Origin of the sequence: Streptomyces sp. NBC_00390, assembly GCF_036057275.1 — a bacterium.
GTDB lineage: Bacteria > Actinomycetota > Actinomycetes > Streptomycetales > Streptomycetaceae > Streptomyces.
In genome coordinates, this window is sequence record NZ_CP107945.1 from 6,935,274 (window position 1) to 6,948,653 (window position 13,380).

14 protein-coding genes, 2 tRNA genes and 2 pseudogenes are annotated in these 13,380 nt (G+C 71.7%); 12 read left to right on the top strand and 6 right to left on the bottom strand.

The window, feature by feature from the left end; all coding sequences use genetic code 11:
* Positions 1–6 precede the first annotated feature (6 nt).
* The 3 genes from OHS70_RS30760 to OHS70_RS30770 are packed head-to-tail and all read left to right on the top strand — an operon-like array spanning position 7 to position 2,774.
* Positions 7–1,065 (top strand): chorismate-binding protein, encoded by a 1,059-nt coding sequence (locus tag OHS70_RS30760; protein ID WP_328402757.1) that lies wholly within the window; start codon positions 7–9, stop codon positions 1,063–1,065.
* Positions 1,062–1,892, top strand: coding sequence for an aminotransferase class IV (locus tag OHS70_RS30765; RefSeq protein ID WP_328402759.1), 831 nt, complete (start codon positions 1,062–1,064; stop codon positions 1,890–1,892). The genes OHS70_RS30760 and OHS70_RS30765 overlap by 4 nt, the downstream gene beginning before the upstream one ends.
* A 42-nt stretch (positions 1,893–1,934) precedes the next feature.
* Complete coding sequence (locus tag OHS70_RS30770; RefSeq protein WP_328402761.1) at positions 1,935–2,774, top strand: GNAT family N-acetyltransferase; 840 nt, start codon at positions 1,935–1,937, stop codon at positions 2,772–2,774.
* Here OHS70_RS30770 and OHS70_RS30775 read toward each other — a convergent pair.
* The gene (locus OHS70_RS30775; RefSeq protein ID WP_328402763.1) at positions 2,771–3,301 is read right to left on the bottom strand and encodes a DsbA family protein; all 531 of its coding nucleotides are present in this window, start codon (positions 3,299–3,301) and stop codon (positions 2,771–2,773) included. The two genes, OHS70_RS30770 and OHS70_RS30775, sit on opposite strands and share 4 nt — an antisense overlap.
* A 163-nt stretch (positions 3,302–3,464) precedes the next feature.
* Between OHS70_RS30775 and OHS70_RS30780 the strand changes: the two genes are divergently transcribed.
* Both OHS70_RS30780 and OHS70_RS30785 read left to right on the top strand, forming a co-directional pair.
* Positions 3,465–3,887, top strand: coding sequence for a hypothetical protein (locus tag OHS70_RS30780; RefSeq protein WP_328406034.1), 423 nt, complete (start codon positions 3,465–3,467; stop codon positions 3,885–3,887).
* Positions 3,888–4,009: 122 nt separating this feature from the next.
* Positions 4,010–4,186, top strand: coding sequence for a hypothetical protein (locus OHS70_RS30785; protein WP_328406207.1), 177 nt, complete (start codon positions 4,010–4,012; stop codon positions 4,184–4,186).
* 23 nt (positions 4,187–4,209) lie between these two features.
* Here the strand turns inward: OHS70_RS30785 and OHS70_RS30790 are convergent, their stop codons facing one another.
* Both OHS70_RS30790 and OHS70_RS30795 read right to left on the bottom strand, forming a co-directional pair.
* A complete protein-coding gene (locus OHS70_RS30790; protein ID WP_328402765.1) occupies positions 4,210–4,767 on the bottom strand; it encodes a CGNR zinc finger domain-containing protein in 558 nt (185 codons plus the stop codon).
* A gap of 191 nt (positions 4,768–4,958) precedes the next feature.
* Positions 4,959–5,372, bottom strand: coding sequence for an SsgA family sporulation/cell division regulator (locus OHS70_RS30795; RefSeq protein WP_003959770.1), 414 nt, complete (start codon positions 5,370–5,372; stop codon positions 4,959–4,961).
* A gap of 201 nt (positions 5,373–5,573) precedes the next feature.
* Between OHS70_RS30795 and OHS70_RS30800 the strand changes: the two genes are divergently transcribed.
* Both OHS70_RS30800 and OHS70_RS30805 read left to right on the top strand, forming a co-directional pair.
* On the top strand, positions 5,574–6,077 hold the full coding sequence (locus tag OHS70_RS30800; RefSeq protein ID WP_328402767.1) for a TIGR02611 family protein: 504 nt from the start codon (positions 5,574–5,576) through the stop codon (positions 6,075–6,077).
* A gap of 54 nt (positions 6,078–6,131) precedes the next feature.
* Positions 6,132–6,203, top strand: a tRNA-Val gene (locus OHS70_RS30805).
* A 56-nt stretch (positions 6,204–6,259) separates the two neighbouring features.
* Here the strand turns inward: OHS70_RS30805 and OHS70_RS30810 are convergent.
* Positions 6,260–8,860 carry an SCO7613 C-terminal domain-containing membrane protein gene (locus OHS70_RS30810; protein ID WP_328402769.1) on the bottom strand — a complete coding sequence of 867 codons (2,601 nt, stop codon included), beginning with the start codon at positions 8,858–8,860 and terminating at the stop codon, positions 6,260–6,262.
* Between the two features lie 104 nt (positions 8,861–8,964).
* Between OHS70_RS30810 and OHS70_RS30815 the strand changes: the two genes are divergently transcribed.
* Positions 8,965–9,411, top strand: coding sequence for an SRPBCC family protein (locus OHS70_RS30815; RefSeq protein WP_328402771.1), 447 nt, complete (start codon positions 8,965–8,967; stop codon positions 9,409–9,411).
* Between the two features lie 39 nt (positions 9,412–9,450).
* Positions 9,451–9,522: transfer RNA gene (locus OHS70_RS30820), tRNA-Val, on the top strand.
* A gap of 71 nt (positions 9,523–9,593) precedes the next feature.
* Here OHS70_RS30820 and OHS70_RS30825 read toward each other — a convergent pair.
* A pseudogene (locus OHS70_RS30825) lies at positions 9,594–10,345 on the bottom strand (glycoside hydrolase family 18 protein); the annotation flags it as partial.
* Here OHS70_RS30825 and OHS70_RS30830 point away from each other — a divergent pair.
* Positions 10,341–10,562: pseudogene (locus OHS70_RS30830) on the top strand (chitinase); the annotation flags it as partial. The pseudogenes OHS70_RS30825 and OHS70_RS30830 sit on opposite strands and share 5 nt — an antisense overlap.
* Positions 10,563–10,600: 38 nt before the next feature.
* Here OHS70_RS30830 and OHS70_RS30835 read toward each other — a convergent pair.
* Positions 10,601–11,326: a 3'-5' exonuclease gene (locus OHS70_RS30835; protein ID WP_328402773.1), complete on the bottom strand. Its 726-nt coding sequence runs from the start codon at positions 11,324–11,326 to the stop codon at positions 10,601–10,603.
* Between the two features lie 182 nt (positions 11,327–11,508).
* On the opposite strand from OHS70_RS30835, the gene OHS70_RS30840 reads away from it, so the two are divergent.
* Complete coding sequence (locus tag OHS70_RS30840; protein WP_328402775.1) at positions 11,509–12,075, top strand: DUF4365 domain-containing protein; 567 nt, start codon at positions 11,509–11,511, stop codon at positions 12,073–12,075.
* Positions 12,075–13,301: a hypothetical protein gene (locus tag OHS70_RS30845; protein ID WP_328402777.1), complete on the top strand. Its 1,227-nt coding sequence runs from the start codon at positions 12,075–12,077 to the stop codon at positions 13,299–13,301. Before OHS70_RS30840 ends, OHS70_RS30845 begins: the two co-directional genes overlap by 1 nt.
* The last annotated feature ends 79 nt before the right edge of the window (positions 13,302–13,380 follow it).

Below are 13,380 nucleotides of genomic sequence, written 5' to 3' on the forward strand. Positions count from 1 at the left end.
ACAGACGTGCACGACCTTGCTCCTATGGCCCGCTTCGGCCATCTCGTCGCCACCGGGCTGCGGGATGTGACCAACGACCCTGCGGCCCTCGACTCCGCCGGCTTCTGGGCCGTCGCCGCAGACTTCGAGGGCCGTCTGACCTGTGCCCGCTTCGATGACATCCGTATCGAGCCGGTGCCCGACCCGGTGCCCGGCCAGTGGCAGGGCCCGGCCGCCGGCGACTGGAGCACCTCGCTGGACCGCGCCGCCTACACCGCGGGCGTACGCCGGATCCGGGAGCACATCGCGGCGGGCGAGGTCTACCAGGCCAACCTCTGCCGGGTGCTGTCCGCCCCGCTGCCCGACCCGGCGGCCGCCGATGTCGACGCACTGACGGCACTGCTCGCCCGTGGCAACCCGGCCCCCTACGCAGGAACGATCCGGCTGCCGGCGTACGGCGTCGAGATCGCCACTGCCTCGCCCGAGCTGTATCTGCGGCGCATAGGGGACACGGTGGAGTCCGGCCCGATCAAGGGCACCGGACGCACCGCCGAGGAGCTGCTCGAGAAGGATCACGCCGAGAACGTGATGATCGTCGACCTGGTCCGCAACGACCTGGGCCGGGTCTGCGCCACGGGGAGCGTGAGCGTCCCCGCGCTGTGCGCCGTCGAGCCCCACCCCGGACTCGTGCACCTCGTCTCCACCGTCCGCGGCGAGCTCGCGCGGGACGCGGGCTGGCGCGAACTGCTCGCCGCCACCTTCCCGCCCGGATCGGTCACCGGCGCACCCAAATCCAGCGCCCTGAAGATCATCGACGCTCTGGAGACCGCTCCCCGCGGACCGTACTGCGGCGGAATCGGCTGGGTGGACGCCGACCGCGGCACCGGGGAGCTCGCGGTCGGCATACGCACCTTCTGGATCGACCGCACACCGGCCGACGGCCCCCGACTCCGCTTCGGTACGGGCGCCGGGATCACCTGGGGCTCCGACCCCGAGCTGGAGTGGGCCGAGACCGAGCTCAAGGCCTCGCGGCTGCTCGCGGTAGCGTCGGGCGCATACGCGGCAAGCGGAAGGACAGCTGGATGAAGCTTTGGGTCAACGGCGCACTCGTGGACGCCGAGGACGCGCGGGTGTCGGTCTTCGATCACGGACTGACCGTGGGCGACGGCATCTTCGAGACCATCAAAGCGGTCCACGGGCAGCCCTTCGCGCTCACCCGCCACCTCGACCGGCTGACCCGCTCGGCGGCGGGCCTCAACCTGCCCGAGCCCGACCATGACGAGATCCGCCACGCCTGCGATGCGGTCCTGGCCGCCAACCCGATGCCCCTGGGCCGGCTGCGTCTCACCTACACCGGCGGCCTCTCACCGCTCGGCTCCGACCGTGGTGAGCAGGGTCCGACCCTCGTCGTCGCCCTCGGCGAGAGCCCGCGCCGTCCCGACACCACCGCCGTGATCACCGTCCCCTGGACACGCAACGAGCGCGGCGCGCTGACCGGGCTGAAGACCACCTCGTACGCGGAGAACGTGGTCGCGCTCGCCAAGGCGCGCGAGCGGGGTGCGTCCGAGGCACTGTTCGCCAACACCGTGGGGCAGCTGTGCGAGGGCACCGGCTCCAACGTCTTCGTGGTGCTCGACGGCGAACTGCACACCCCGCCGGTATCCTCCGGCTGCCTCGCGGGCATCACCCGCGCCCTGACGGTGGAGTGGACGGGGGCCAAGGAGACCGATCTGCCGCTGGACGTACTGCACCGGGCCGAGGAGATCTTCCTGACCTCCACGCTCCGCGACGTCCAGGCGGTTCACCGCGTCGACGGCCGTGATCTCACGGGAGCCCCGGGACCCGTCACCGCCAAGGCCATGCGGATCTTCGACGAGCGCTCGGCCGCCGACCCGGATCCGCGAGCCCGGTAATAACGGGTGACGGGCGGCCGCGGGACAGGTAGAACACACCTGATGACCACCACCCTGCGGCCGTCCGGGCCGATCCAGCGCGGCGAGTCCGGTGACACCTCGCGTATCTACGACGTCTGTGTGAACGGCAGACCCGTCGGTGCCGTCGAGCTCGCCACCCACCCCGGATTCGGACCGTCGGCCGGCGTCGTACGTGCCCTGCGGATCGACGAGCCCGACCAGCGGCGCGGCAGAGGCACCGTCGCCGCGCTCGCGGCCGAGGAAGTGCTGCGCGGCTGGGGCTGCACCCAGATCCTCGCCTCCGTCCCCGCGGAGGCCACCACGGCGCTGCGCCTGGCCGCCGCCCTCGGCTACACCGAACGCGGCCGCAACATGGCCAAGCAGCTGTCCGGCCCGGCTCCCGCCCTGCCCGAGTGCGTCGAAGGACGTCCCATGAGCGAGGCGGAGTTCGGCGCCTGGCGGGCAGGCGCCGTCGAGAGCTACGCGCAGAACTGGATGGTCCGCGGAGTGCCCGAGGAACAGGCCCGCGCCAAGTCCGAGGCCGACCACCGCACCAAGCTCCCCGACGGCCTCGCGACCCCCGGCGCCTGGATGCGCGTCCTGACCGCGGACGCCACGGTGGTCGGCCACCTCTGGGTGGCGTCGCGCGAGGAGAGCACGGGCGAGCGCGGCATGTACGTGTTCGACATCGAGGTGGCGGAGCGGCACCGCGGCCGGGGACACGGCCGCGCGCTGATGCTGCTCGCCGAGCGGCTCGCGCACGAGGCGGGCGCGAGCCTGATCGCCCTGCACGTCTTCGCGGACAACACCCCGGCGGTCAGCCTCTACGAGACACTCGGCTACCGCGTCACGCACCACAACTACGTCAAGCAACTGCTCTAACCGCGCTGGGCGTCCGACGGCTCGGTGAGCAGCCGGTCGACGATCTCCTCGATCCGCTCCCGCAGACCTTCCTGGCTCTTGCCGCCGTCCAGCCGCTGCCCGTCGACGACATATGTCGGGGTGCCCGTGACACCGATCGCCTTGCCCTCGGCCTGGTCGGCGTCGACGATCAGGATGTGCCGCCCGTCGATCAGCGCGGTGTCGAACTCCTCGGCGTCCAGGCCCAGTTCACGAGCGACCTCGAGCAGGACCGGCTCGCCCTTCGCCGCCAGGTCCTCGGCCCGCGCCAGCACCGCCTCCGTGTACGCCCAGCCCTTGCCCTGCTCGGCCGCCTCCTCGGCGGCCTGCGCCGCGGCGAACGCGTGCTTGTGCCGCTCGAGCGGGAAATGCCGCAGCCGCAGCTCGAGACGGTCACCGTAGCGGGCGCGCAGAGCACGCAGGTCCTCCATGGCGCGATGGCAGTCGGTGCACTGGAGCTCGCACCAGACATCGAGGACGACGGGGCGGGTGGGGGTGGAGTCGCTCATGGGGCCAGTCTCCCAGCCCGGCTCCGCCTGCCCAACCGGGACCTGGGGAGGAGGGCGTCCCGGAGATGTCCCTGAAGGTCGTCCGTGACCGTGGCCCGGATCACGTGCGACGGTGCAGGATGGAAGGGACGTAACCGCTGCCCGCCGATGGCTGGAGGACCGGATGCTGGCCGAGACCATTTGCTCCGCGGTGTCCGCGGCGGGCCTGGGCATCGCCGCGATCACGGCGTACCGCAGGCGCTTCCTCGCCGCGGCCCGCATCACCGCCTATTCACTCGTCCCCCTCGGCCTGGTGCTGACCGGCGCGGTCGAGTGGCTCGTCGACACGGCCTTCAGCCCCACCGCCTGGGTCGGTTTCGGCCTGCTCGGCGGTGCCTGGCTGCTGTTCATGACGACCAGGGCCGTCGAGCGGCGCCGCGTCGGCGCCGGCAAGGAACCCAAGGCCGCAAAGGGGGCGCAGCGCGACGCGATCGCCCCGGCCCCGGCGCCCTCGCGCGACGCCGCCGCCCGGCCCGCGCCGAAGTCGGCCGGGACCGGGGACGACTTCAGCGACATCGAGGCGATCCTCAAGAAGCACGGGATCTGACTCCGGGCGCTTTCGTGAGCGCGAGCGGGCAGCGCCCGGCAGCAGCAAAGTCCGCCTTGGCGGTGCCCGGGATGTGATGAACTACCCAGCTCGGAAGGCGTGTTGGTCGATCATTGCGCCCCGTGCTGCGCCATCATCACCCCGAGATGCTCGATACCTCCCGGGGCCAGGCCCCCGCACCGACCCCAGAGCCCCGTGGCTGCCTCTTCGCGCTGTCCCAGCCGCCCCTGATGATCTTCCTCGGGGTCATCGGCTTTCTGCTTCTGATGGCCGCCGTGCACGATCTCTTCCTGCTATGAGCGCAGGCCGCGCCCCGCGCCGGTCAGCCCGCCGCTTCCTTGCGGCGCGCGCGATAGGCGGCGACGTGCAGGCGGTTGCCGCAGGTGCGGCTGTCGCAGTAGCGCCGGGAGCGATTGCGCGACAGGTCGACGAAGGCCCGCCCGCAGTCCGGTGCCTCGCAGCGCCGCAGTCGCTCCTGCTCACCCGCGACCACGATGAACGCCAGCGCCATTCCGCAGTCCGCCGCGAGATGGTCGGCGATCGAGGCGCCGGGCGCGAAGTAGTGCACGTGCCAGTCGTAGCCGTCGTGGTCGGTGAGCCGCGGGGTGGTTCCCGCGCCCGCCACCAGCCCGTTGATCAGATCTGCGGCGCCGCGGCTGTCGGGCGCCGCGAAGACTGCCGCGAACTGCGCGCGTACGCCGTGCACCGCCTTCAGGTCCCGCGGACCCAGTTCACCGACGTCGCTCACGTTGTGGCGTTGCACGAACTCGTACAGTGCCTCGACGTCCGCGAGCCTGTCGTCCTGCTCGCTCTCTGGTGCGGTGTTCACCAGATCGACGACGGTGTCGAGGGCAAAACGGGTGTCGTGGGGGATCAGCACGATTCGCTCCCTGGCCTGCTGCGGGCCGGTGCCCGCCGAATTGCGCTGACTCTAGCGGTTCGTTCCCGGGCACCTGGACGCCGTCACCATGGTGGAACCCATGGTGACGGCGTGGCCGTGCGCGATATGCGGTTGTTCCGCGCGGCGCCGTCTCCCCGAGTCGGACGGCGCCGTGCAGCTCTCGGCCTGGCTCAGCTCTCGGCCAGGATGTGGGAGAGCTCCGTGTCGAGGTCGAAATGCCGGTGTTCGGTGCCCGGTGGCACCGCGGCATCCGTCCGCTTCAGGAACGACTCCAGGGCCCGCGCCGGGGCCTCGAGCAGGGCTTCGCCCTCCGGGGAGCTCAGTGCGATGCAGACGACGCCCTGTCCATGACTGCGGGACGGCCAGACTCTGACATCGCCCGTGCCGGTGGGCCGGTGCAGACCCTCGGCGAGAAGGTCGCGGGCGAACACCCATTCGACCGTCTCTTCGGCTCCGGTGTGGAAGGTGGCGTGCACGGCGTAGGGATCGGCCGTGTCATACCGCAGGCCCGCGGGTACAGGCAGTGAAGACTCGCTCGATACAACGAGGCGCAGGTGCAGCTCGCAGCTGACCGTGGTGTTCATAAGCGCCAGGGCCTTTCGCTCAGTGTGCGCTCGGGGATTCGCACGTCGGCGAAATCGACATGCCACCTACGGTGCCGTTGTAAACCCCTCTGACCGTTTTGTGATCCCTCATGTCGCTCATCCGGCCGTGCTCGACTTTGTGTTATACGGCCATTTCGGTGATCACGTTCAATCGTGCTCGGATCCGGTAGGTTGGGAATCATGAATGCGGAGAGTGACGAGCAGGGGAAGGCCGTCGCCGCGACGGCCTCGATCCCTGCGACGGGGGACGTGACAGGCGGGCCGGTGCAGCCCGGTCGGGCCGCGGAGCCGGAAGCGGTGCGCAAGGAGGAGCCGGAGCTCGGGTCCCGGGCGCCGCACTTCATCAAGCGGTCCAGACCGCTGCATCTGAGCTGGCAGGTCGGCGTCTTCATCGTCGGCCTCGCGGTGGTCGGTGCCGGCATCGTGATGCTGCCGCTGCCCGGCCCCGGCTGGCTGGTGATCTTCGGTGGTATGGCGATCTGGGCGACGGAGTTCGTCTGGGCCCAACTGGTGCTGCGCTGGACCAAGCGCAAGGTCACCGAAGCGGCTCAGCGGGCGCTCGACCCCAGGGTCCGCCGGCGCAACATCATCCTCACCACGATCGGTGTCGTGATCATCACGGTGCTGGTCGCGATCTATGTCTGGAAGTTCGGGATCGTGATGCCCTGGAAGATCGACGAGTGACCTCGAAGTGGTCAGGGGGACGCGCTGACATCGGGTAATGTTTGCGGTGCGCCCGGGCGATTAGCTCAGTGGGAGAGCGCTTCGTTCACACCGAAGAGGTCACTGGTTCGAACCCAGTATCGCCCACCCGGACCGAAGGCCCCGGAGACTCCACGTCTCCGGGGCCTTCGGCGTTGTCGTGCTCAGTGCATCCGGCCCAGGGTGTCCCGCAGCCTGCGCGCATCGCGCAGCCGCTGCTCGTACGTCGCACCCACCGCCAGGAGCAGCACACCGGCCAGGGCCGGCGGCAGCCAGCGGGGCAGCGCGCCGACGACCTGTACCACGTACGGCGCGAGCTCGTGCAGCGCGTCCAGCGCGAGCACCGTGCCGCCCAGCACCAGCAGCGCCTGCAGCCGCAGCCGGGCACCGAGCAGCGTGACCCCCAGGGCCGCGACGCCCAGCACCAGCGGCCGCAGCCAGTGCTCGTCGCCCCAGGCCGCGACCAGGCTCGGCACCAGGGTGGCGGCGAGACCCGGCCCGTACGCCGTCCACGACGACGCCTGCGGATCCCGGCGGCGGCGCAGCACACCGACGACCAGCGCCGGGACGGTCACCGCGAGCGTGTACGCCTCCGGGGCCTCGACCTCGGACGCTGCCAGACGCACCCAGGTGGCGAGCACGAACAGCGTCGCCGCGAGATATCCGGCGGCAGGGCGGCGCTCCGCCCGCACGGCCGCGCCCGCCGCGATCACTCCGCACAGCGCGAGCACCAGGGCGATCGACGGCCGGTCACCGGCGGCGAGCCCCAGGGCCACGAACCCCGCCGAGGCGGAGGTGATCTCCACCGGCAGCGCGACCGGGTGGCGGCCCAGCCGGGCGCCGAGCAGCCCGACAGCCGCCGGCACGACGAGCAGGACCACCGCGGAACGGTGCGACGGGAGCCCGCCGGCGGCGACCGACGCCCACACGAGCCCGATCGCGAAGAGCACGGCAGCGCAGGCGAGCACGGTCTGCACTGAGCGGCCGGCGCGCAGCGCCGCGCCCGCGAGCCCCACGACCAGGACACCCAGCACGGTGAGCGTGGCCGGCTCGGTGGCCAGGGCCAGCAGTCCCACACTCACCGCGCCGCCGAGCCCGCAGGCCAGGGCGGTGATCGCGACGGCGGCACCCCGGGCGTCCGCTCCGGGCCGCAGCGCGGCGAGCGCGAGGAGGCCGACGCTCAGGGCGAGCTGCCACGCGACGCCCACGGCGTACCCGAAGCCGGCCACGGCGGGCACGACGAGCAGCGCGGCCCAGACCAGGGCGAGCGCGCCCGCGGCAGCGCCGGCGCGCAGGGACTCCCGCGACGGTCCGGCCTTCGCGGAGCGCGCCGCGTCCCAGGTCTGTCCCCACGCACTGCCGTCGGGCTCGCTGCCCGGAGCGGTCCGGTCCCCAGGGGCCCCGGGTGCGTCGGACCGAGGCCCGGAGGGGCCGGCTGCCGGCCCCGCGTCGCCGGGCGTGACCGGCGGACGGGCGGACTCGTCGCCGGCGTGTGCGGCGGAAGCAGCCCGCGCCGGGCGGAAGGACGCGACCGCCGCCACGACGGCGGCGGTGACGAGAAGGATGATCGGGACCGGGGTCAGCGGCTGCACAGGCAGCCGGCCACCCAGGGCCTCGCGTACACCGGCCGGGGACCCCGACCAGATGTCGGTCAGGGCACGGGCCGGGCCCGCCAGAGCCACGGCGACCAGGGGGAGCGCGGACAGCAGCGCCGCGGCGTGGACCGCCGCCGACGCGGCCGTGAGACCCGGGAACAGGTGGCGCGGCAGCGGTGCGCGGAGCGAGACCAACAGGGCGATCGCGCACAGCAGATACCCGGTCATCGCCCAGCCGTCCGGCACCGTGGCGCGGATCACGCCGCCGACACCCGCGACGGCAGCAAGTCCGGCCACCGCCGAGAGGGCCACGGCCCAGGACGGTAGCCGCCACGCCGTGAACAGTGCGACCGCGGCGGCCGCCACCAGCAGCACCGCCGGGCCCGCCGCAGTGGAAGCCGTCGCCGCCGTCAGCGACTGCCAGCCGCCGATCACCAGCGCCCAGCCGCCCGCGAGCACCGCACCCGCTCCGGCGAACCCGCGCAGCACGGCAGGCTTCGTCCGCACCACGAGCACGACATCGAGCGCGGCCGTCAGCAGCAGCGCCCATTCCAGCGGCACATCGAGCGGCCCGGCGGCCAGGGACCAGAGCGGGAGCGGGAGTTGAGCGGTCAGCACGGCCAACGGCAGCGGTGTGCGCAGCCGCGGCAGGGACAGGCCGTACGCCGTCCAGAGCCCGGCGAGAGCGGCGGATGCGACGGCCGCGTAACCGAGACCGTCCGTGTCCGGCAGTGCCACCCGGTGCAGGGCATAGGCGTCGAGGACCATCAGCAGCAGGCCGAGGGCGGCCAGCGACTCCGCAGTCGAGGCGAGCCCGCGGCGCAGCAGCACCACCGGCGCGCCGAGGGCCGCGGCGGTCACAGTGAAGAGCACGGCGGAGCGGCCGCCGATGCCCATGGAGCCCCAGCTGACCAGTGTGAACGCGATCGCCGCGACGGCCAGCAGGATGCCGCCCAGGGTCAGCAGCAGATTCTGCACACTCGGCGGGGAGGTCTCGGCCGACGGCGCGGCGAAGGGGCGGGCGGGGGCCGGCGGCGCCAAGGCGGGCGAGCGCAGCACATTGAGCAGCCAGGCGCGGCGAGCCAGCAACTGTGCCCGTCGGGCATCCAGTTGTCTCAGCTCGCGGTCGATGGTGGCCAGCTCCTCGGCCGGCGGCGGAACGTTGTCCATGGCCGCAGTGTGGCCGCGGCCACACGCGCCGGACATGGGTGCGAGTACTCAGATGCCGGGTGAGTACCTTCCCGGTACACACGCCCGCGGCGCAGACTGGGGCCATGGACTGGTGCCACTTCCGCTTCCGCAGTGTCTGGGATCTACCGGCGGCCCCGGGCGCCGTCTACGGCGTACTGGAACGTGCCGAGGAGTATCCCAGGTGGTGGCCGCAGGTCCGCGCGGTCACCCTGGCCGGCGACGACCGCGGCACTGCCCGTTTCCGCTCCGTCCTCCCTTACGACCTTCTCGTCACCGCTCGCGCGCAGCGCAGCGACCGGGCGGCGGGGGTGCTGGAGATCCGGATGGACGGCGATCTCGAGGGCTGGGTGCGCTGGACCCTGCGGGCGCACCACACCGGTACACGGGCGGTGTACGAGCAGGAGGTCGAGGTACGCAAGCCGCTGATGAGGCGGCTGGCACTGCCGTGCCGCCCCGTCTTCCTCGCCAATCACGCGCTGATGATGCGCGGAGGACGGCGTGGGCTCGTGGCCTACCTGGAAGGAGTTTGAAGGAACGGCGCGACGCCCTGTATGGTTCAGTCCGTTCCCGGGCGATTAGCTCAGTGGGAGAGCGCTTCGTTCACACCGAAGAGGTCACTGGTTCGAACCCAGTATCGCCCACCGGGAGAGGCCGGTCCGTCATCAGACGGACCGGCCTCACTTGTGTCCCGACGTGTTCCGGGCGGGCGCGACCGGAGCCCGCTGTCGAGCGCTCCCATCAGTGAGCCGCTCGGAGTGTCACCCGACATCTCCCAGACCATCGCCCCCAGCAGACCCTTGGACTTGATGTACGCGGCCTTCTGTCCGATGGACCAGGTGTCGTCGAAGGACCACCACTGGCCGTTCGCGCCCTGGTAACCGTAGGTCGCCACCGACTGGGTGTCATGGTGGACCGTCATGTTCGGGACCGTGGTCACCAGGTTCTGGTAGCCGCGGGTGCCCGCTTCCTCCTGAACCGGCCCGGATCTGCCCCGTTGGCGGACTGCCATTCGCCGTTGACGCCTCCCGCGGCGACCTCCTTCCAGCCGCGCCCGTAGAAGGGGAAGCCGATGGTCAGTTTGCGGGGCGGGACTCCTGCACCCAGGTACTTCTGCACCGCCCCGTCGACGCTGAAGTCGCTCGCGTACGGCGACTGTGCGTCGGGGTAGAGATTGGCCTGATGGCCGGTGCGGTTCGGCTCCCAGGAGTTGTCGCTGCCGGCGCCGTGGAGGTCGTAGCCCTGGACGTTGGCGTAGTCCATGGAGTCGAAGATCTTCGACAGATCCCAGCCCGCATCGATGTTCTTGGGGTCGGCAGGGGTGAAGGCGGTCAGCAGCTTGTGCTCGCCGCCCAGTTCGTCGAGCTGTTTGCGGAACTCCGCGATCAGGGCGGTGTTGTTTGCCTTGTCCGCCGTGCTCCAGTGGTTGCCCGGGTGACCGTCGGGGGAGCCGGGCCACTGCATCTCGGGCATGAACGGCCTCAGCGACCAGCAGGAGCTGACCAGCCCGGCGACCTGGACCCAGATCAAGGACTGGGCCAACTCCCACCACATCGCACGAGTCGCCTTCTGGTCCGTCAACCGGGACCGGCCCTGCCCCGGCGGCGGAGTCGTCAGCAACTGCTCCGGCATCAGCCGGAGCAACTGGCAGTTCACCTCCATCACGGCGGGATTCACCGGCTGACCCGAGGCCGGGGCCCTGAGGATGACGAGCCGTCATGCTCAGGCCGCGGCAGGCAGCTCCGGCCGCAGCGGCCACGCCGGATCAACGACCTCCGGCGTGCCGCTGCGGGCGAACCACGCCTGCAGGCCCCGTGCCTGCGCCGCGTGCCACACCGCCTGCAGCGTATGCAGCTCCGCCGGCGACAACCGCTCCAGCCGCGACGCGAACCGGCGCCCCACCGCCCGTACGACCTCCAGCGCCGCCGCCGCATCGGCCGCGGCATCATGAGCGCCTTCCAGGACCACCTCGTAGTGCGCACACAGATCGGTGAGCGTACGCCGGCCCTTGCGATAGCGGTCCAGATGCTTGTCCAGCACCCGCGGGTCCAGCACGCACAGTGGCGAGTTCTGCAGATAGCGGCCCAGCGACGACGCCCGGTGGCGCCGCAACTCGCGGTCCAGAATGGTGAGATCGAACGGCGCGTTCATCACCACCAGCGGACGCGCCGCCGCACAGTGCTCCGCCAGCGACCTCGCCACCTCTTCCATCACCGGCGCCGGCCAACGGCCGTTGCGCTGGAGATGATCATCCGTCAGGCCGTGCACCTCCGTGGCACCAGGAGGCACCGGCACCCCCGGATTCACCAGCCACCGCGTCACCCGCGGCCGCCCGCCCGGCGTGTCCTGGACGACGATCGCCGCCGACACGATCCGATCCTCCTCGACATCCACGCCTGTGGTCTCTGTGTCAAATGCGGCCAGTGGGCCGTCGAACCAGTACGTCATCCCCGAACTCCTCGCACGTACCCGGCAGATGGCGACAACCCCTGCCCGAATCGGTGATACCCGGACCGTTTGCGCTGTACGCAGGGCGGTGACAACACAGATGACGGGGTGCGGATATGACGGCAGGACGGCTCCGTCGTGCGAAGACATCGACCGGCACAGCCCGAAAGGCACACGGAGCCATGGCGCTCGCGCAGCCCGAATCGGGAGGGCTGCTGCCCCAGCGGACGGTCCCGCTGCGCGGCGCTCTCGCCACCACCGCCTGCATGGAGACCCTTCAGGTGGGCTATCTGCATGCGGTCGCCGCCGCAGCCGGATGCTCGCTGTCCCAGCCCTTTCCCGACAACGGCATCGACTGGCACGTCAGCCACAGCTCGGCCCGGCACACCGTCGACGACGAGGTCACCATCAAGGTGCAGCTCAAATGCACCTACCAGATCCCCCCGCACCCGCCGGGACCGGCGTTCTCCTTCACCCTCGACAACGACCACCTGGTGAAGCTCGCCCGCACCCCCGTCTCCGTGCACAAGATCCTCGTCGTCATGCTCGTCCCCCGGACCCAGGACGAGTGGCTGCGTGCCGGCCACGACCGCCTCGACCTGCGCCACTGCTGCTACTGGACCAACCTGGCCGGCCACCCTGTCACCGGCCGGCGCAGGACCACCGTGCGGATACCCACCGCACGGATCTTCGACGACCGGGCGCTCTGCGAGATCATGATGCGCGTCGGGGCGGGAGGGAGACCCTGATGCACCGGCCATTCGACGAGCCCATGCGCCCACACCCGGCGAGCGAACCGCCCGGCCCCTGGTACGGCGGAGGGCAGCCCGACCCCGCAAAGGTCGACCCCGCCGTCCTCGGCGCACTCCTCGACCGGCACGGCTGGCGCCGCCGCGGAGGAGCCGCCGGACGCTACACGCGCTGGACACCGCCCCCGCCCGCAGGGGGCGGCACCAGTCTTCTCGTGCCCGACAGCAGGGCCTTCCCCGACAGCGAAGACCTGCTCGGCGAGGCGCTCACCGCCCTCGCCCGCAGCGCCGCACCCTCCGCGCGCGATGTCCTCGTCGGCCTGACCGTGCCCAGCGACGAGATCCGCTGGTGGCGGGATGTGCCACCGGGCCCCTCGGGCACCGCCTCCTGGCCCGCACAGGAACAACTGCGCTCCGCCGCCCGGCAGATGCTGCTCGCCGGAGCGCTCGCGGTACGCGGCCGGGCCGGCTACTACGGAGCACGCCACCGCAGGACCGCCCAGGCCTCGCTCGAAGGGATCCTGGTCGGCCCCGCCCCCGGCGGCCGGTCACTGACCGCCTTCGTCCCCGTGCAGAGCGGACGCGCCGTCGCGGTCCGCCTCAGCCACGCCCTGCAGGCCACCCGGGAGGCCATCGACTTCCAGCGCGCGGCCGGGGGCATGGAGGCCTTCGACGCAGGGGTCCAGGCAGGAGTCAGCAGAGAGCTCACCGAGGCCGTGATCGCCCTCGTCCGTGGTTCCGAAGGAGCGAGCATCGCACTGGAGTGGTCACCGGCCGCGGGCGTGCCGCACGGGTGCACCGCCCGGATGGAGCCGGTGGAGTTCTCCCCCGGCGATCTGCCCGCACTGCGCGAGGCGGGCGCCCGTTACCTCCAGGACGAGCCGTCCGTACCCGTACGGATCACCGGCACGGTCGTCCGCATGCGCCGCTCGGGGCCGCGTGGCGCCGGGACCGTGCGGCTTCGGGTCCTGGGCGGCGCCGAGGTGCCCCACGTACGGGTGGCGCTCGACGAGGAGGCGTACCGCACCGCAGGCCACGCCCACCTGGTGGGTCTGCCGATCAGGGTGGTGGGACGGCTGGAGAGCCGCGGCGGCTTCCGGCGCCTGACCGACGCCACCGATGTGGTGCCCGTGCAGGTCGACGAGGCCGAACGGGACCGGCTGATGAAGTCCCTGCACGAGAATCTCGACACCTTCGAGGACGCCTGCGGACCAGGGGAGGCATAGGGAGCGCGTCAGACAAACCATTTCGCGAGTGGTCCCCGCGGCTCGGTACGATTCGTAGCGCGTGCGCAATACGAATGCG

Coding starts and splice junctions, on each gene's coding strand:
- OHS70_RS30780 (WP_328406034.1), top strand. CDS start 3,465: ATGCTGGCCGAGACCATTTGCTCCGCGGTGTCCGCGGCGGGCCTGGGC.
- OHS70_RS30810 (WP_328402769.1), bottom strand. CDS start 8,860: ATGGACAACGTTCCGCCGCCGGCCGAGGAGCTGGCCACCATCGACCGC.
- OHS70_RS30840 (WP_328402775.1), top strand. CDS start 11,509: ATGGCGCTCGCGCAGCCCGAATCGGGAGGGCTGCTGCCCCAGCGGACG.
- OHS70_RS30845 (WP_328402777.1), top strand. CDS start 12,075: ATGCACCGGCCATTCGACGAGCCCATGCGCCCACACCCGGCGAGCGAA.
- OHS70_RS30795 (WP_003959770.1), bottom strand. CDS start 5,372: ATGAACACCACGGTCAGCTGCGAGCTGCACCTGCGCCTCGTTGTATCG.
- OHS70_RS30770 (WP_328402761.1), top strand. CDS start 1,935: ATGACCACCACCCTGCGGCCGTCCGGGCCGATCCAGCGCGGCGAGTCC.
- OHS70_RS30775 (WP_328402763.1), bottom strand. CDS start 3,301: ATGAGCGACTCCACCCCCACCCGCCCCGTCGTCCTCGATGTCTGGTGC.
- OHS70_RS30835 (WP_328402773.1), bottom strand. CDS start 11,326: ATGACGTACTGGTTCGACGGCCCACTGGCCGCATTTGACACAGAGACC.
- OHS70_RS30765 (WP_328402759.1), top strand. CDS start 1,062: ATGAAGCTTTGGGTCAACGGCGCACTCGTGGACGCCGAGGACGCGCGG.
- OHS70_RS30815 (WP_328402771.1), top strand. CDS start 8,965: ATGGACTGGTGCCACTTCCGCTTCCGCAGTGTCTGGGATCTACCGGCG.
- OHS70_RS30800 (WP_328402767.1), top strand. CDS start 5,574: ATGAATGCGGAGAGTGACGAGCAGGGGAAGGCCGTCGCCGCGACGGCC.